Below are 18,883 nucleotides of genomic sequence, written 5' to 3'. Positions count from 1 at the left end.
ATAAAATTACCAGCCCTGATTCTTGAGCCATGTGAGACACAGATCCGACCATACCCGAATCGCGTGGTTATCCTCAGCCAATCCCAGACCATGTGAACCTTTCTCAAAAACGTGCAAGTCATAGGGAATGCCATGCTCGCCCAAAGCAAGTGCATAACGCAAGCTATTCTCCACAGGTACTGCCTGGTCATCGCTGGTATGCCAGATGAATGCTTCTGGAGCATCCGCTCTCACCTGTTGTTCCGCACTGAAAGCCTTGATCTGCTCGGCTGACGCATCAGGCCCAAGCAAATTCTCACGGGACCCAGCATGTCCATAGGACTCCATCGTAATGACCGGATAACAGAGAATAACTCGATCCGGGCGTGAACTTTGGCGTTCAATAAGGTCCTCATGATCCGGTTGTCCCTCGTCATACAGCGTTCCCAGTGTTGCTGTGAGATGTCCGCCTGCGGAGAAACCAAGCACTGCAATCTTGGCAGGGTTGATGCCATACTGCTCAGCATGAGCACGAACATAACGTATGGCACGCTGACCATCTGTTATAGGTGCAGGATGCTGGTGAGGCGCCACCCGATATTTCAGGACAAATGCACTTATACCTGCACGGTTCAACAATTCGGCTATTGGAGCACCCTCATGATCAGCCAAAAATCCATAGCCGCCACCTGGACATACAATGACAGCGCTCTCGGAACCGGGCTGAATAAATGGAATCAAATGTGGCATTTCGTCTTCATGGCCCTGGGCTGCATAAGGTGCAGCATGATCCCATAAGAGTATAGTTGTTGTCATCTTCAATCATCCTCTCCAAGTAGAACGGATACATGGGTCCGTTTAAACGTTTTCGAATCTCAGGAATCGATACCATCATAACGGTAATGACCCTAACGCATCAATACCTTCCTGGCATCACTTTTTGTTTATTTGGGTACATGTTAGTACAAATTACGGAACTGTTCAGGAGTCACCCCCTCAATCCTGCGAAAGGTTGCTACAAAATGGCTTGCATCGCGAAACCCTACCCTAACTGCAGTTTCCCTAATCGTGGGTCTATAGTCTGCGGTCATGATTTCCTTGGCTTTGCGAATGCGCAGCAAAATAAAATAACTGTAGGCTGTCATGCCAAAGGACTGCTTGAACAAGGTGTTCAGATGTCTGGATGAGATCCCTGTGAGGTCAGCCATATGTTCGAGCCCAATCTCGGGATTCGCATAATGCTGTTCCATGAATGCAATGAGCGGAGCAAGTCTCTCCACAGAATGTGAGATGGAAGAACGATTGCCCGTCATGCCATGTTTTTTGAGCAAAATCAGAAATCGGTATATATCCGCTGACGCCTCGAGTCCCGACAAATCCTGATCACTTCTGATCGAATCCAGCACTTCCTGGCCGTAATCATTGAACGGACTGCTCTGCTCCCACTGATAGAACGCCGCTTCACCCAGACTAAGTGACTCCAAGATTGCCGGACACTGGGAACCACCAAATGTTATGTAAAGTGTCTCCCACTCTCCTTGGGCGCGCACATACTCATGCGGTTCATTCGGCGGCAGCAAAATACCGGATGCTTCCCCCAGTACGACCGTGGACCCGGCAAACTTGAATTCTCCGGCTCCCTTTACTGTCTGAAGCCAATGGTAACAGGGATACCCCACAGGTCTGGACACCTTCTCCTGATTGCCGTTATAACCCAGGCTCTCAATATAAAGGGGCAAGGGCTGATCACGTGATGTCATGAAATATCGTTGATGTCGGGGGGAAATAAACATAGGATGCCTCCTTGGTTATAAGCTGAAATACACTTCCGTATTCTTATATCAGCCATTACTTTTATTATATTTTAAAAGTCATATATATCATATAATATAGGATTATTCTTATACAAGAGGTGAACACATTGATTAGTAACAAACTGCCCAAAATGTTCTACGGGGGCGATTACAACCCGGAACAGTGGGATCACGAAACCCACCTTGAAGACCTGCGCATGTTCCAATTGGCAGGTATTGATATTGCCACAATCAACGTATTTTCATGGGCACTAATTCAGCCTGATGAAGTTACTTACCGTTTTGAAGAACTCGACCAACTGATTAATCGTTTATATGAAAATGGTGTCTATATATGCCTTGCAACAAGCACGGCTGCACATCCGGCTTGGATGGCAAAGAAATATCCAGACGTGCTTCGTGTAGATGCCGATGGACGCAAACGCAAATTTGGGGGGCGCCATAATTCCTGTCCCAACAGCCCGACCTATCGCAAATACGCTGAGAAGATTGCGGATAAACTGGCCGAACGATACAAGGATCACCCCGCGGTTCTCGTATGGCACATCTCCAACGAGTATGGCGGTGAGTGCTACTGTGACAACTGTGAGAAAGCGTTCCGCGTGTATCTGAAAGAACGCTATCAGACTCTGGAACAGGTCAACAAAGCATGGAACACGAATTTCTGGGGGCATACCTTCTACGATTGGGACGAGATTGTATTACCAAGCAACCTGAGCGAACATTGGGGTAACAATAATTCAACATTCCAGGGAATCTCGCTGGACTACTCCCGATTCAACTCCGACAGCATGCTGGATTGTTACCGCCTGGAATACGATGCGATCAAAAAACATATTCCGGACTCTGTCGTTACAACCAATCTGATGGGATTCTTCAAGCAACTGGACTATTTCAAATGGGCAAAATACATGGATATCGTCTCCTGGGACAGTTATCCTGGTCTCGCCACTCCTGTCAGCTTCACGGCAATGGCTCATGACCTCATGCGCGGACTGAAGGATGGCCAACCGTTCATGCTGATGGAACAAACACCAAGTCAGCAGAACTGGCAGCCATATAACTCACTGAAACGTCCAGGTGTCATGCGTCTGTGGAGTTATCAATCTGTTGCGCACGGGGCCGATACCATCATGTTCTTCCAGCTTCGCCGCTCCATCGGTGCCTGTGAGAAGTATCATGGTGCAGTTATTGAGCATGCTGGACATGAGAATACACGTGTATTCCGCGAAGTCGCTGAGCTGGGCAAGGAATTGCAGCTCCTTGGAGATACCACGCTGGATGCATCTGTTGAATCCAAAGTAGCGATTGTGTTCGACTGGGATAACTGGTGGGCCATCGAAAAATCAAGCGGACCTACGGTTGCCCTGAACTATGTGGATCAGATCCATAAATACTACGCAGCCTTCTTCCGCCGCAACATACAGGTAGATATCGTCAGTGTGGATACGGATATGAGCAAATACGACATTGTCCTCGCCCCTGTTCTTTACATGGTTAAACCAGGATTTGCCGCCAAACTGGAGAAGTATGTTGCAGCAGGTGGAACATTCCTGACGACCTTCTTCAGTGGCATTGTCAACGAGAACGATCTCGTGACCACAGGTGGATATCCGGGAGAACTCCGTAAACTGCTCGGAATCTGGGTGGAAGAGATTGATGCCCTGCTGCCGGAGCAAAAGAACCGCATTGTCCTCAGAGAAACCTACGGCGATCTTCAAGGAGAGTATGGCTGCGGCATGCTGTGTGACCTGCTGCACAGTGAAGGAGCCGAAGTCATCGCAGAATATGGAGACGACTTTTATAAAGGCATGCCTGTTGTGACACGTAACACCTTTGGTCAAGGTGAAGCCTGGTACGTTGCATCCGACCCGGATGAACGTTTCCTGGATGGTTTGCTGGGACAGCTTGCAGCAGCCAAGAACGTAGAGTCCTTGCTTGAGACTCCAGAAGGTGTTGAAGTAAGTGCACGAACCAAAGACGGCAAACCCTACCTGTTCGTCATGAACCATAACGCAACCACGCAATCCTATGATCTGGGAACAGCTAAGGCACATGATCTGCTCACCAATCGTGAGCTTTCGGGAAGTGTTGAGATTGAAGCCCGTGGGGTGCAATTACTCGAAATGAAATAAGCGATTTCGCTTAATTCGAATCATTTGGAATAATATAATGTGATAAAACACCCGTGATACAAAGTGTCACATATTCGTTCCTTTTATACTTGTTATTGTCTTCAGCGAGGATATTGGTATAGATTTCAGACCTTTATCGTCTTCTGTAAGCCAAAAGCTGCTACTTCCCGTATCCGTCTACACCGGATACGGGTTTTTGGCATGATCTGTGGTCTTTTTGATAGAAGGAAATATCAGTATGCAAAGCGAATTGGACGAGAAACACATTTTAACAAAGCCTGCCGGAACATACTTGTGAATCCTGATGCTGATCCATTATAAAATAATGAACAGTTGAGATATATTGGTGACACTCATGATGTCACTTATTCGTTGTTACAATAGAAATATAACTACGACATCACTTTCCGGCGGCGCAGATCGAAACGGAGTGGCTGACATGAACAGAACAAATCGGCTTGCTGCCATTGTAATGGCATTACAGCATGGTCACGAAACGGCACACTCATTAGGCGAGAAATTTGAGGTTTCCCGTCGCACAATTCTCCGGGATATTCAGTCCCTCTCCGAGATGAATGTGCCCATTATTGCCATTTCCGGTCCGGGAGGCGGTTTCAGACTTATGGAGGGTTACGTATTACCCCCACTACAGCTGGACCCGGTAGAAGCAGCGACGCTCCTATTCGCTCTTGAAGGTCTAAGTCGCTACGCCGACACACCCTTTCATGAGAAACGCTGGACCCTGATGAACAAAGTTAAGGCCATCATTCCGGATGATATTATGTCGCGAATTGATCCTATGCTCCAACAGCTGTATCATCATATTCCAGACCGCAATTACATTCTTCCTCATCTGGACGCACTGCTGGCATGCATACCCGAACACGAGTGGCTCAGTGTGCTGTATCGCTCCGTATCACGTCAGCGATGGTTGCATATCTGTCCCTCACGGGTATATGCTTCCTCCGGCTTTTGGTACTGTGAAGCATATTCCCTCGAACATGGTGAACAGCGTCTGTTCCGGGTTGACCGAATTACCGATGTCAAAGCGATCGAACCACAGGATGCACAGGTGCTTCACGAACAGGCCGAGCAACAGCAGAGCAAGCCGATCCCTCCAGAACAGCAGCCAACCCTGGTTAAGGCACAACTGAGTTATCGGGGAATGATTGAAGCTGAACAGGACGAGCATATTGGTGAAAAGATGATTGAAATTGCCCCGGATCTCTGGGAATTATCATTCCTTTGTCCACCAGGGGAATGGGACTGGGCCGTACGATTCTTTTACCGATTGGGACGTGAAGCTGAAGTGATCGAACCCCTCCAACTTCGCAGTGAGATTCGTCAGCATGCCGAGGAAGTGAGCCGGAGATACCTTGCTTCAACCAAGTCGTAGCCTGGACTACACACAAAAAGGAGCCTACTGATATCATGACATATGAAGCCGTTATAACGTACGAAGAAGCAGTACAGCGTATCCAGTCTATAGGGCTGCTGCCTCTGGCACCACTATTTGCCGAATATCCTTCTCTGTCATCGCTAACCCCCAAAGAACATTGGCACAAGGATGATGAATTCGATCCCTGGTTATGGCGTTCACGCCTGGCTGAGGAGGGCATTGCTGCCTATGGAAAATTTGTCAAAAAGAAAGCGCTTCTTGTCTCATCGGAATACTTCCCTTGGGTACACCGACTGCTTGCCGACTCCAGAACCATCAAGGAACAGTATGAAGCGGGTCTACTCTCCCGTGAAGCGTTCAAACTCCATGCGTTAGTTGCAGAACAAGAAGGCATCGATGGACGTGCCTTGCGATCACAAGCCGGTTTCGGGGCAAAAGAGGACAAAAAAACATTTGACCGTGGACTTCTGGACCTTCAGGGCTGTGCAGCCATTGTGATCAGTGGCACCAAAGAAAAAGAAGGGCTCGCAGAAGGCAAAGTCGCCTGGAACAGCTCCGCATACGAGACTGCTGGTCACTGGATGGAACGTCACGGCATTAAGCCATTTGAAGGCAGCATAGAAGAGGCACGTGAACTATTGATTGTGCAACTACAACAACATGCTTCACCTGCCGCATTATCAAGCATCTCCAAAGCGCTTGGCATCCGTGGAATCTAAATAAAGCCAATCCCGGTTGTAGTGCAAATTTCAACCGGAATTGGCTGTGGTTCATCATATAATGCAACCCAGACGATCAACAGCCCCCATCGACAATGGATTTAGAGAATTACGCCATCCTTGAATATGGCAATCTCCCGGAATCCATGCTGCTCACTGAGTGTGTGTGACCGTCCTGAAGCAATGTCAATCAGCTGGCTGAACAGCTGCACTTTCACCTCATCCATCGTGCGCCCCTCCAACAGCTGGCCTGCGTTGAAATCAATCCAGTGTTTTTTGCGATTCGCCAGATCAGATTGGGTCGCAATCTTGACGGTAGGTACCGGACCTCCGAAGGGAGTCCCCCGCCCTGTTGTGAAGAGCACAATATGTGCACCCGCCGCAGACAGTGCCGTTACAGATACCAGGTCATTACCCGGTGCTTCTACAATGTTCAGACCGGTTTGAGTTACACGTTTGCCATAGCGCAGCACATCGACTACGGAAGAACGTCCTCCCTTTTGCGTACATCCAAGTGACTTTTCCTCTAGCGTTGTGATGCCACCAGCCTTATTCCCAGGTGAAGGATTCTCATAGATGTTCTGGCCATGGTTTACAAAATATTGCTTGAATCCGTTCACAAGGTCTACCAAATCGTGAAATACCTGTTCATTGGCAGCCCGGTTCATTAAGATCGTCTCCGCACCAAACATCTCCGGAACTTCCGTCAGAATAGCCGTACCCCCGGCAGCAACCAGCATATCAGCAACCGCACCGACCAGCGGATTGGCTGTAATGCCAGATAAACCATCGGAACCACCACACTTCAAACCAATTTTGAGTTTGCTGAGCGGAAGCGGCTGCCGTTGTTCATGTTCAGCGATCTCCACAAGTTCTTCCATCAGTCGAAGCCCTTCCTCAAGCTCGTCATCCGTTTCCTGTGCTTTGAGAAACCGTACTTTGCCTCGGTATTCCGGAGCAATACACTCACGGAATTCATCGACCTGATTGTTCTCACAGCCCAGACCGATGACGAGCACGCCTCCTGCATTCGGATGCTCCACCAAGGAGGCCAGCAACTGTTGTGTATACTTCAGATCATCACCAAGCTGTGAACACCCGAATGGATGCGGAAAGTGAAATACACCATCTACCCGGCTTCCAAACTGGGACTGACCCATACGTGCCAAAGCTTCACACACTTTATTGATACATCCAACCGTATTCACAATCCAGATCTCATTACGAATACCTGCGTCACCATTGGGGCGCAAATATCCATCAAATGAGCGCAGATGTTCCGGAGGCATGTCCGTCTGAACCTGCGCGCCCGGCTGATACTCATATTCAAGCAATCCGTGCAGACCCGTCTTCAGGTTATGACTATGAATCCAGCTTCCCTGCTCAATCTGCTCTTGGGCAATCCCGATGGAGAAACCATACTTCATCACATCATCACCCGGTGCCAAGGTATGCACAGCAATCTTATGCCCCTTCGGCACGTCATCGAGCAATGTAAAGGAAACACCGTCTGGCAATGTAATACATTCTCCTTTGGCATAATCCCGAAGCGCTATAATGACATCATCCTGTGGTTGAATGGCAATCCAGTCATTGATTGTACTTGTTGTGTTCATTTCCCTTCACCTTCCAACAATCCGATTTCACGAACAAGTGCTGCACGCAGCCCTTCTCTTGCATCCAGATTTTCGCCCCAGATCAGGGTATCTGACAACACAGCCGCTACCCGGTTATCCAGTTGCTCCTGATCCCTGTTAAGCGTGTCATAACCGTCCCAGTGTGAAGCCAAAGCAATCAGGACATCCGGGTCATCCCGCAGCAGAATATCCTCCCCATTCAGTCGTTGTACCTTGTAACCTTCTGGCGTATTTACCGGACGATAGAGACACAATAATCCAGCAAACCCTTGAATTAAACGTTCTGGCCAACTTCCCTGATTTTGCTCGTAAGACAAAAGTGTTGGCAGCACACGCACCTTGAATTTTCCGATCGTATTCAAAGCAATATCTTGCAATTTGTGATTAATATACGGGTTAAGGAACCGTTCGAACACTTCTTCTGCATACTGGTCCAGCTGATGATCGGGCATATCCAGAGCAGGCACGATCTCCTGATGCACAGCTTCCCTGATCCATGTGCCAAAATGTGGATCTTCCATCGTTTCTCTCACATGCTGCTTGCCTTGCAGAATGCCGAGGGATGACATTAAGGTATGTGCCCCATTCAAAATACGAACCTTTCGTACCTGGAAAGGCTTCAGATCTTTCACCCAATGTACATTAAGACCTGCCTGCTTGAGAGGAAGTTTTTTGTCCAAGGATTCATCACCCTGAATGGCCCAGAAATGATATGGCTCTGCCGTATTAATCAACTGGTCCTCATACCCCCAACGATTTGTCAGGGAATCGGCTTCCTCCTGGGTCGGCGCACCTGTGACAATTCGGTCTACCAGATTGTTCAAGAAGTGATTATGGTTCTCGATCCATGAACGGAAGCCATCCGAATACCCATAATCCTCACTATGACGGAGGACACAACTGCGCAGCACATCACCATTGCCTTCAAGCAGCTCGCATGGCAGATGAATCAAACCTCTGGATGGATCACCATCAAATTTCAAATATCGCTGATGCAGGAAAACCGTTAATTTCCCCGGAAATGATTGAACCGGTTCACCCTCGATATAGTCCGCATACGTATATTTCAATCCTGATTCGGTTGTATTGGAAATAACGAACTCAAGTGAAGGCAGTTCCGCCAAGTTCAGAAAGGCATCCCATTCCTCATACGGATTGATACACTGTGAGAAAATAGAGATCAACTCTGTCCGCTCAACCGGCTTTCCTTGGGACAGACCACGCGTAATCATTGTATATAACCCATCCTGATCGCGAATCTGCTCCAGCTTGGCCTTGCCTCCCGGTCGTGGTTGGGTAACAGCTACACTTCCATGGAATTTGCCTTGTCTGGCACTCTCATGAAGCATCCAGTCTGCAAATCCCCGCAAGAAATTACCTTCTCCGATCTGCAAAACCTTCACGGGACGCTCCATAATCTCCTTGCACTTGCGCTGACCATCGCTCCCCAGTAAATTCAGCTTCAACCTTGGCCGTTTCGTGCTCGCCGACATGGACACTCACCTCATCGATTATTTGTACTGTCGGAATGCAGCTCGAAGGCTCTGCACCCTTTTATTGTAAACGCTTTAAATTCATTGTATCATCAATAAAAGGAAATTAAATTGCTTATATTGCGGTAAATATACTCTCTCATGACCAGGTATAACATCTCGTTGAAGACGATCGTCTGGAAAGGAGTCTTTATGGAACGTTCACCTGTTCGTACGACTATTCAAGCAGAATCCGGTATTCCGTTCCGCCTGGTGTACAGCGACACCAAATCCCCTCAGAACGAATTGCCAGATCACCTTCACGACTGGCATGAAATTATCTATGTATATCGGGGGCAGGGAAGCATCTTTATTGATACTGGACTTGAGAATATGCAAGAAGGAGATCTGTTCATTATACCGGGCAGCACGGTTCATCGAGCCTTGCCGGATGCAGGCAATCCTGTCACATCTTCCGCATTGTTCTTCAGCCCGGGATTGCTGGCATCCACCGCCGGAGGTGCTGCTTCTTCTTTGCTAAGCCTGTTTGAACGTTGTCGTAAACAACGCGTGTATAAGAGACATCTGAACACAGAGGAGCAATCACTGGTCGCCGCCCTCATTGATGATATTCAGACCGAATTCCAGCTCGGTCATCATCTAAGCGCACATGCGGCTCTGTTAAGGCTACAACTATTGCTCATTTTTCTGGAACGTCTGGAAGCTGCGGGACCTGCGAATCCGGGTAAATCCGCTCCGGGTCCCTCATGGCTCTCTTCTACGATCTCTCATATTGACGATAACCTTCGGAATGGCCTTTCCCTCCCTGAACTGGCGCAGTACGCCTCTGTATCCCCTGCCCATTTCAGTCGTGCCTTCAAACGATACACGGGAATGACTCTAACGGATTACGCATTAGCGCGAAGGGTCATTATGGCGAAAGAGCATCTGGTGCAAGGTGATGAGACGATGGCAGCCGTTGCCGATGCTTGCGGGTTCGACAGCCTGCCCCACTTTTACCGTCAATTCAAAAAATTAACCGGTACAACGCCCGCAGCTTACCGCAGAACCATGAACAGTTCTCGTTAAAATAGAACCAGACTGGACGTAGTTTCCTGGGTCTAATCATATATATCCACATATTCTTCCATATGGAAGATGTGGTATGATAATCTGGATTATTACTTGTCGGAAACATTGCATTCCGTTGTCAGAGGAGCTTAGCATTCCATGTTAAACGAATTAAATCGCAGGAATATTGGCATCTTCGCTCATGTTGATGCGGGGAAAACAACCACCACCGAGCATATGTTATTTGAGAGTGGTGTCGTCCGTAGTCCGGGATGTGTAGATGACGGAACAACAGCCACAGACTCCCTGGACATTGAGAAAGAACGTGGCATATCCGTTCAGGCAGCCATGACCTCTCTGATCTGGAAGAACACCATCATTGACCTCATTGATACGCCTGGTCACATCGATTTCAGCTCCGAAGTAGAGCGAACGCTACGGGTAATGGATGGCGCTATTCTCATTCTGTCGGCAGTAGAAGGCATTCAGTCCCAGAGTGAAGCCATCTGGCATGCCCTTCGTTCACTTCGCATCCCAACCATCATTTATATTAATAAAATGGATCGGGTTGGCGCATCTGCCCCAGCGGTAATGGAGCAGATTCGTTCCAGCCTGTCCCCTTTCGCATGCGAAATCCAAACGTATCGGCTCCAGGAAGATTCATTTCATGGCATCGACTCCCTATGGAACCCGAATCAAGATTCTCTGTCAGATGGCACACCTTCCATTCCAGGTCTGGTCGAGATCCTTGCCGAGCTGGACGAAGAGGTCATGGAAGCCTACATCCAGGAGACTCCGTTATCGCAAAGGGATCTGAATGAAGCATTCCTGCGGTATGTGCATCAGGGTGAGATGTTCCCTGTGTGTTATGGCGCTTCCGGCAAAGGAATTGGTGTCACGGCATTGCTGGACATGGTCCTTGCATTCCTGCCCCCACCTGCACAACCAGTGGATTCTCCCGTATCGGGTGTTGTATTCAAGATTGAACGTAACCGTACGATGGGTCGCACGGCTTACGTCCGTATGTATGCTGGCAGCTTACACAATCGGGATACCATCCATAATTCGACGCGGGAGCTTGAAGAGAAAGTGACGCAGATTCGCCGCATGGATGGACGGAAATGGGCGGATACCGGTGCCGTTCACGCGGGGCAGATTGCTGCGCTGTACGGACTGAGTGACACACATGTGGGTGACATTATCGGCAATCCTGAGGGTGTACCTCCTCTGCCACAGATGGCTGTACCTTTGCTGACCGTACAAGTACATGGCAAGGACCCGGCACGTTACCCCGATCTTGTTGCAGCATTGCAAGAGTTGACGGATGAAGACCCCTTACTCGACCTGCAATGGTTGCCGGAGGAACGTGAACTGCATCTCAAGGTCATGGGAACCATTCAGCTTGAGATTTTATCCAGCCTGTTGCTAAGTCGTTTCGGATTGGATGTCGTGTTTGATCCACCATCCGTCATCTATAAGGAGACACCACGTACAGCCGGAGAAGGTTACATCGCCTATACGATGCCTAAGCCCTGCTGGGCCATCCTCCGCTTCAAGATTGAACCTTTGCCTCGCGGAAGCGGTCTGATCTATGCCTCAACCGTAAGGACAGATGATCTGCTGTTACGTTATCAGAATGAAGTTGAACGACGAATTCCGGAAGCCTTGTCTCAAGGTATGCTCGGTTGGGAAGTAACCGATCTGCGCATCACGCTGGTGGAAGGGGAACATCATGTCTGGCATACACATCCGCTGGATTTTGTTGTAGCCACGCCTATGGGAATCATGGATGGATTGTCGAGAACAGGTACCACGTTGCTGGAACCCCTTCTTCAGTTCCGGCTGACGGTCCCGGAGGAATACGGCGGTAAGGCCCTTAGCGATCTGGTACATATGCGGGCAACCTTCGAAGCCCCCGTCATTGGTAGTGGACGTTGTATTATTGAAGGAGTTATGCCTCTTGCCACCTCAATGGATTATCCGGTGAAACTGCGTTCCGAGACAAGCGGACGCGGGGTGCTTACGACTTCGTTTGCCGGATACCAGGATTGTCCTGCGGATGTGAATCATGCTCGCAAACGCAGAGGAGTTAACCCGCTGGATCAGTCGAAGTATATTTTAAGTGTACGAAACGCGATTACATCATAAATGGAGTTGAACCTGTGCTTATTAAATTTCTTATCTTTGGACTTCTATGGCGGATTGTAGGTAATCCGTTCATTGCCATCCTCATTTTGCTCGTTATACTGTATTTCCTGGATCGTCGTTACGTCGGGGTGTTCCCAAGCTTCACGAAACCTCTCAAACGTATGCGCAACATCTCCCGGCTTCGGCAACAGCTTGCCATGAGTCCCAATGAAGTTTCTTCCAAGCTGGAACTGGCTCGCCTGTTGATTGAGCGCAAACGTTACAGTGAGGCACATGCGTTATTGCTTGAACTGGAGCGCCCATACGAACAATCAGCTGAGTACTGGGAGGCATTAGGGACAACTGAGCTTCATTTGGGTAACATCGAAAAAGGCGAAAATCATATATTACAAGCCCTTGAGATCAATCCCAGAGTCAAGTATGGACGCCCGTACCTAACCCTTGCTGGAGCCTTCAAAGATACGCATGAGGACAAAGCGCTGGAGTATGTGCATCAGTTTCAGGAGATTCATTCCTCTTCCAGTGAAGCTTATTATCTGCTCGGCTCGGTTCACCGTTCCCTCGGACGCAATGCAGACGCGAAGCAGGCATACGAGCAATCGTTGAACGTTTATCGTTCCTTGCCCAAATACAAAAAACGTCAGGAGCGCCGCTGGGCTGTCCGCAGTTGGTTCCGCAAACGTGGATTGTAATGTCATCGGCTATACGCTGTAATCTTCATATATCACTTTTCTAGCCAATAAAAGTGCACTGATCTCTGCCCTCGTATGAGCAGAAACAGTGCACTTTATTCTTAACAACGATATTTAATACACCAATATCTCATGCAGTCGTTCTTCATGAAGACGCATCCAGTCAATCCGCTGTTTGAGTTTCACAATCTGCTCCACAGCCACTTCCGGCTCATCTGTACCCTCAAACATCCGACTGATGAAATGCATGACCACATCCAGACTACGCAGCAAAATTAATCGAGGTATGGCCAGCAACTCTTCCGGTTCCAGGCTGACCTGTTCCCGAAATCCCCTGATCAGTTCCTCCTGTGCCTGCCACATCCAATCTTCACTCTTGTCCATGGTAAGGAGGTCAGACATCGGAACAGCCAGCTCCATTACCCGCAAATCCCATGTCGCAAATTCAAAATCTAGAATGGCACAGATTTCACCATCCAGCTGCTGATCTACCAATACATTCGAGGCATTCACGTCCCCATGAACCAATTGATGCGGCAGATGTTCCATACCACGCAGAGCTTCAAAAAGATCTGGCAGCGCATCTCTCAGTTGCTTCAGCTCATTTGTACATGCGACTAATTGCTCCGGCGGCGATGTGCATAGCTGTAATAATCGTTCAGGTGAACAGAGCGGATACGCATCCTGAATTCGATAGTATGGTGGATACACAGGTTCAAGTCGCATATCCAGCGTAGCCATAACAGAAGACAGGGCCCCCGCCGCTTTACCGAGCCCTATCAATTGATCTGGTGTATGCCAGATGGGATTGACGCCTTCCCTATAATGAAACAGAGTCACGATTTTGGTATGACCTGTCAGGGTATCTTTTACAGGAAGGAACGTACCTCTCTCACCAGATAACCGCCTTACAAGTGAAGGGGTATCAAGCTTAAAGTTCGAACGTTCGAGGGCTTCCAGCACCTCGTGTTCAAAGGTGATTTTCATCGGATCATTATGTGTTTCATATTGTCTCATGACGTAATTAGTCCCGTCTACCTGGAGCATGTAAGTAGAATTATTCATCCCACCCGTTCCACGCTCGCCTTTCCAGTCCGATGTGAAACCATATAAGGCCAACACTTCGGATATACGCTGCTGCTCTGAAGGATGGAGGGAACCAGAATCGATGTTTTGCACCAAAAATTAACCCCTTTATCTCACAAAATGGAACGGTCTTCTATTTATCTTAAAGGAAGTCCATCGCTTGGTCTAGTTCTGTTCCAAAGTGATCAAGAGAACGGGTAATATCCCGTCCGATTAAGCTGCTCTGCAATGACACGATATCCTCTTGCATTGGGATGTACTCTGTCCCAGAACAACAGTTCACGCTCACGACCTTCAAACCTGTCATATACCTGAGCACATGCATAGTTGCCCGATCCCGCTCCATTCAGAAACGAATTATATTGGCGCACCCAGTACGCAGCTTCCGTCGCTTGTGGATACGGGTTGTACAATCCGATGGATCGGACCATATACTCATGGTTGCCCTTTAACTGCCGAATGTGCCGCATGATCTGGGATACATTACTGCGAGTTTCTCCGAGCACCTGTGTCATTTTGCTGGCATTTGGAATGCCATTACTTGCTTTGAACGTACGAATCAGATCATTCCCGCCAATGGATATGGTAATGATATCCGCTTCACGGAGCGATTGCCGCACTCGGGGATGCGAAGAGATCATCTGCAACATTTCCCCCGACGTCAGTCCATTCACGCCCATATTTTCCATGGATACAAACGTACGAACATTCATTTCCGCCATTCGCCGATATAAAGGAACAAAGCCGGTGCCCAGCAACGCTCCTGTACCTACCGTTAATGAATCGCCTATAGCCACATATCGATATACCATCCCGTCGCCCCTCTCTGCTGTGATGTCTCTGAACAATAATGAACTGCTCTATATCTTATGATGAGTGGGACGACAAAGCGCGGGATGGTGTCCTTAGGCATGCACCTTTCTTTTGCACAAGTTGCAGCTTTCCTGTAGAGGCAAAAAAGAAAAAAGCCCTGCCGCATAACGCGGCAGAGCCTGATTCATTGCAATGCATTACATGCCTATGGTCCGATCCGAATCAACGGAATCTGATTGTTCCTTGTTCGGGAACGGCCACCAGTTGGCCCGGCCAAACATCTTCACCATCACTGGGACGAAGAATGGCAGGAACAGCAGAGAGTACAAGATCAATCCGCTAAGGACTACTGTGGCAATCTGCATCATCGAGAGAACACCCGATGGATACATGGCAGCAAATGTACCGCTCAGAATGACCGCGGCAGATAGAATAACGGTTCCCATGTTCTTCATCGCGTACAACATGGCATCCTGTACTTTCATGCCTTTGTTCTCATTGAAACGGTCCATCAGGAAGATGCTATAATCCACACCGAGTGCAATCAGCATAACAAATCCGAAGAACGGAGTAACCCAGCTGATGCCTGCGAATCCGAGGATATTAACAAAGATCACTTCGGTTAAGGCCATCGATGTGAAATAAGCCAGTAATAAGGAAACGATCAGATACAATGGCATAATGACTGAGCGGAGCAGCACAACCAGAATAATAAATGTGCCTGCCAGCATCAGCATTACAGTACGTGTATAATCGTTATTCGAGATCTCCTGCAGATCTGCAAACGTACTCGTAACGCCGCCTATGGCGATGTCTGCTTTTTCAAGCGTACTGCCTTGTACCGCGCGATGTACTGCCGCCTCAACGTCAGGAACACGATCAATGGCTTCTGTTCCGTATGGATTTTCGGCGAAAATAACATCAATTGTCATCGTTTTCCGATCTTCGGACAGATACGTATCAAATACCTGTGTGAAGTCTTTGCTGTTCAGTGCTTCATCAGGAACGTACCAACCTGCCAGATCGGAATCTGGTGAATTTTGCAATTGCGTCAGGTAGTCCTGCGCTGAATCCAGTCCCCCGGATACCTGTTTAATACCATCGACACTTTGATTCAAGCCATCTGTCAGTTGTGTTAGCTGACCACTCAGATCCGAGAAGCCTTGCTGAATTTTCTCCTGACCACCCTGAAGCTGGCCAAGTCCATCCTGTATGGAAGGAATTTCGCTAATCACTTTGCCTTGACCATCTGCAGCCTGTTTGAGACCGGATTGCAACTGACCAATTCCCGTTACAATCTGGCCCAGGCCATCGGCAAGCGCCTTTTGTCCGGCTGCGGCGGAGGCAAACCCTTCATTGGCCTGATTAATTCCAGCAGCGGCTTCCCCAAGTTTGGTCTTAATCTGACCCAGACCTTGAGCAAGCTGCGCTGTGCCAGAACCTGTTTCACCAATCGTACCTTTGATACGCTGGTAATCAGTATCTTGCTGTAATTCAGGATACCGCTCTTCAAGTGCTGTGAAGGATTCGGACAGACTGGTTAGAGCTGATGAAACCCCGTTCAGCTGTTGTTCCAGTTCGCGGGTTCCATCCCCCAGCGCAGCGACCCCTGCTCCCGCCTGACGATAGGCTTCAAGCAACTGATTGTTCGCCTGCGCAAGTTGATCTGCACTTGTTTTGGCTTGCTGAAGTCCGGCTTTCAGTTCACCCGCACCTGCGGAACCATCTCGAATGCCTTTTTCAATCTGCCCAAGTCCCTGACTGAGTTGCGTGATACCCGATTGCAACTGGGAGGTTCCTTTGGTAAGTTCACCTGCTCCATCAGCAGCTTCTTTTAACTGTGGTTCATTTTTACTTAGCTGACTGCTGGCTTCACTCAGACCATCACGGATTTTGTCCAGACCCGTCTTGCCTTCACCCAGTCCATCCGATAATGTTCCCACTTGCTGTGTAACTTCAAAATCTTTAATCTCATCCCCCGTAGGTCGTGTCATACTGCGGACACCAGCGACTCCGGCTACTTTCTCTACTTCCCGGCTAATTTTCTCGGCAACGGCCATATACTTCGCATTATCCATCTCTTCATCGTTCTGGATGACGATCTGACCCGGCAGTGATTCACCCGGACCGAAGCTGTCAGAGATAATGTTGAATGCTTTTACGGAATCATATTTCTCGCCAATCTCATCGAGACTGTTGAACGACAGTTTGCCATCGTAGGTTGCCAGAAGAGGCACACAGACAGCTGCAACGATGAGCAGCGCAGCCCATGGACGTTTTAGTGAAAAGCGACCAGCTGCACCATAAATCTTGCTCTCGGCATGTTCAAGTGAACCCTTCGACGGCCAGAATAACTTCTTGCCTAACACCGCCATGAAGAATGGCACGATGGTCACCAAGGCAAGCATCATCACTGCAATACCTACAGCTACGGCAACCGCAGAACGGTACAACATAAACTGGGCAAATCCGATCGCAATGAATCCAACCAGCACAGCTAGTGCTGAGAAGAGTACCGTTTTACCGGCAGTACGATAGGTAGCAATGATGGCATCCCACGTATTCTCATGATGAGCCAGTTCTTCCTTGAACCGACTGATCAGCAGGATGCAGTAATCCGTACCAATCCCAAACATGACGGCGACCATAAAGATCTGTGTAAATGTGGATATCGGGAAGTCGAGCCCATCCACCAGGAATGCAACAATCTGTTGCGATACAATGTAACTGATCCCCACCGTCAGTAGCGGTACAAACGGAGCTACAAACGAACGGAACACCAGGAACAGAATAAGTAAAATAAAGACAACTGTAATATATTCCGATTTCTTAAGCCCCTCTTGTGAACTTTCAATGGTGTCCTCATCAATCAGACCTTTACCGGTTATGTAGTGCTCCACATTGACGGACTTCAATGCTTCATTCAGGTCTTCCCGCATTTCCTTGACCGTGCGATCTCCCTGATCAATGGATAGCGATGTTAGAATCGTTTTGCCATCAGCTGAGATCATCTTCTCTGACAATTCAGGCTGAGAGAAAGGTTCCAGAATGGACAGAATGCCCAGCTTCTCCTTGTCGGCCTCCAAGTTTTTAACGGCCTTCTCTGCCTCTTGTTTCCCCGCGGTACCCAGCCCATCGGGATTATAGAATACAAGGGCGATCTGGCTCCCCTGTTGTTCTCCTTTTTGTGCTGCAGCTTCATTCAGAATCGCTGCTGCCTGGGTGGAAGAGTACCCTTCCGGAACCGAAAACTGTCCCTTTTCCCGAATCAGTTCACTCATGTTAGGGGCGGTAAACATCAACACGGCAGCTACAACAACCCATAGCCCCATTAACCACCATCTTGCTTTTAGTATCGTTCTCATTCGTTCTCCCGTCCTCCTTCATGCGATAGCAAAGCTGCAAGCTTCTCAAAAGATTCAATGAAAATCCGGACTTCTTCCGGTTTAAAATGAACCAGATACGGCTCCAGAATCTGCTGTATTTCCTGTTCTGTTTCCCTGTATACCTGTCGTCCGGTATCCGTCAGTGTCAGATATACAACGCGGCGGTCACGTTCATCCCCGGCCCGATGGACCAGATCGCGATCCACCAGCTTGTTGACCAACGCGGTAATGCTGCTCTTACCTATACACAGAAGCTCTGCCAGATCAGAGGGCGTGCAGGAAGGTTTCTCTTCAATCAGACGAAGTGCGCAGAACTGATCGGTCGTTATGGTCTGCCCCACTTGTTCACGTATCCGCGTATCAAACCGCTTATTGACCATAAAGGAAGCATCCAAATAACGATTCACCAAACTTTTTGCATCCGGTGTATTCATTCTTCATTCTCCTTTCCCGATTCTATATAGTTCACTTAACGAACTATTCTTCTGTGAAACTATTCTATAATGAAACAATCTTACAAAGCAATACTTTT

General features: G+C 48.5%; 14 protein-coding genes. 6 read left to right on the top strand and 8 right to left on the bottom strand.

Annotated elements, in window-relative coordinates:
- Positions 1-6: 6 nt before the first annotated feature.
- Positions 7-795, bottom strand: coding sequence for an alpha/beta hydrolase (locus MKZ13_RS11065; protein ID WP_339183996.1), 789 nt, complete (start codon positions 793-795; stop codon positions 7-9).
- Positions 796-938: 143 nt separating this feature from the next.
- Entirely contained in the window at positions 939-1,772 is an 834-nt protein-coding gene (locus MKZ13_RS11060) for an AraC family transcriptional regulator (protein WP_339183994.1), read from the bottom strand.
- Positions 1,773-1,900: 128 nt separating this feature from the next.
- Between MKZ13_RS11060 and MKZ13_RS11055 the strand changes: the two genes are divergently transcribed.
- From MKZ13_RS11055 to MKZ13_RS11045, 3 genes are all read left to right on the top strand, one after another.
- Positions 1,901-3,928 carry a beta-galactosidase gene (locus MKZ13_RS11055; RefSeq protein WP_339183992.1) on the top strand — a complete coding sequence of 676 codons (2,028 nt, stop codon included), beginning with the start codon at positions 1,901-1,903 and terminating at the stop codon, positions 3,926-3,928.
- 439 nt (positions 3,929-4,367) lie between these two features.
- Positions 4,368-5,324 (top strand): YafY family protein, encoded by a 957-nt coding sequence (locus MKZ13_RS11050; protein ID WP_339183989.1) that lies wholly within the window; start codon positions 4,368-4,370, stop codon positions 5,322-5,324.
- A gap of 35 nt (positions 5,325-5,359) precedes the next feature.
- Positions 5,360-6,046, top strand: coding sequence for a hypothetical protein (locus MKZ13_RS11045; RefSeq protein WP_339183987.1), 687 nt, complete (start codon positions 5,360-5,362; stop codon positions 6,044-6,046).
- Positions 6,047-6,147: 101 nt separating this feature from the next.
- Here the strand turns inward: MKZ13_RS11045 and MKZ13_RS11040 are convergent, their stop codons facing one another.
- Positions 6,148-7,662, bottom strand: coding sequence for an altronate dehydratase family protein (locus MKZ13_RS11040; RefSeq protein WP_339183985.1), 1,515 nt, complete (start codon positions 7,660-7,662; stop codon positions 6,148-6,150).
- Positions 7,659-9,176, bottom strand: a complete 1,518-nt coding sequence (locus tag MKZ13_RS11035; RefSeq protein WP_339183983.1) for a tagaturonate reductase — start codon at positions 9,174-9,176, stop codon at positions 7,659-7,661. Before MKZ13_RS11035 ends, MKZ13_RS11040 begins: the two co-directional genes overlap by 4 nt.
- Before the next feature lie 141 nt (positions 9,177-9,317).
- Between MKZ13_RS11035 and MKZ13_RS11030 the strand changes: the two genes are divergently transcribed.
- The 3 genes from MKZ13_RS11030 (at position 9,318) to MKZ13_RS11020 (ending at position 13,066) form a co-directional block, all read left to right on the top strand.
- Entirely contained in the window at positions 9,318-10,244 is a 927-nt protein-coding gene (locus tag MKZ13_RS11030; protein WP_339183979.1) for an AraC family transcriptional regulator, read from the top strand.
- Positions 10,245-10,385: 141 nt separating this feature from the next.
- A complete protein-coding gene (locus MKZ13_RS11025) occupies positions 10,386-12,374 on the top strand; it encodes a translation factor GTPase family protein (protein ID WP_339183976.1) in 1,989 nt (662 codons plus the stop codon).
- Positions 12,375-12,388: 14 nt separating this feature from the next.
- Positions 12,389-13,066, top strand: a complete 678-nt coding sequence (locus tag MKZ13_RS11020; protein ID WP_339183974.1) for a tetratricopeptide repeat protein — start codon at positions 12,389-12,391, stop codon at positions 13,064-13,066.
- Between the two features lie 114 nt (positions 13,067-13,180).
- On the opposite strand, the gene MKZ13_RS11015 is transcribed toward MKZ13_RS11020, so the two are convergent.
- The 4 genes from MKZ13_RS11015 to MKZ13_RS11000 form a co-directional block, all read right to left on the bottom strand.
- Complete coding sequence (locus MKZ13_RS11015) at positions 13,181-14,245, bottom strand: phosphotransferase (RefSeq protein WP_339183972.1); 1,065 nt, start codon at positions 14,243-14,245, stop codon at positions 13,181-13,183.
- 92 nt (positions 14,246-14,337) lie between these two features.
- Positions 14,338-14,964, bottom strand: a complete 627-nt coding sequence (locus MKZ13_RS11010; RefSeq protein WP_017689264.1) for a GDSL-type esterase/lipase family protein — start codon at positions 14,962-14,964, stop codon at positions 14,338-14,340.
- 198 nt (positions 14,965-15,162) lie between these two features.
- The gene (locus MKZ13_RS11005; protein ID WP_339183969.1) at positions 15,163-18,330 is read right to left on the bottom strand and encodes an MMPL family transporter; all 3,168 of its coding nucleotides are present in this window, start codon (positions 18,328-18,330) and stop codon (positions 15,163-15,165) included.
- Complete coding sequence (locus tag MKZ13_RS11000) at positions 18,327-18,785, bottom strand: MarR family transcriptional regulator (RefSeq protein WP_307413774.1); 459 nt, start codon at positions 18,783-18,785, stop codon at positions 18,327-18,329. Before MKZ13_RS11000 ends, MKZ13_RS11005 begins: the two co-directional genes overlap by 4 nt.
- Between the last annotated feature and the right edge of the window lie 98 nt (positions 18,786-18,883).

This window comes from Paenibacillus sp. FSL R5-0701 (assembly GCF_037973995.1).
GTDB lineage: Bacteria > Bacillota > Bacilli > Paenibacillales > Paenibacillaceae > Paenibacillus.
The sequence above is the reverse complement of the archived record's forward strand: the minus strand, read 5'-3'. Positions and strand labels throughout refer to the sequence as shown.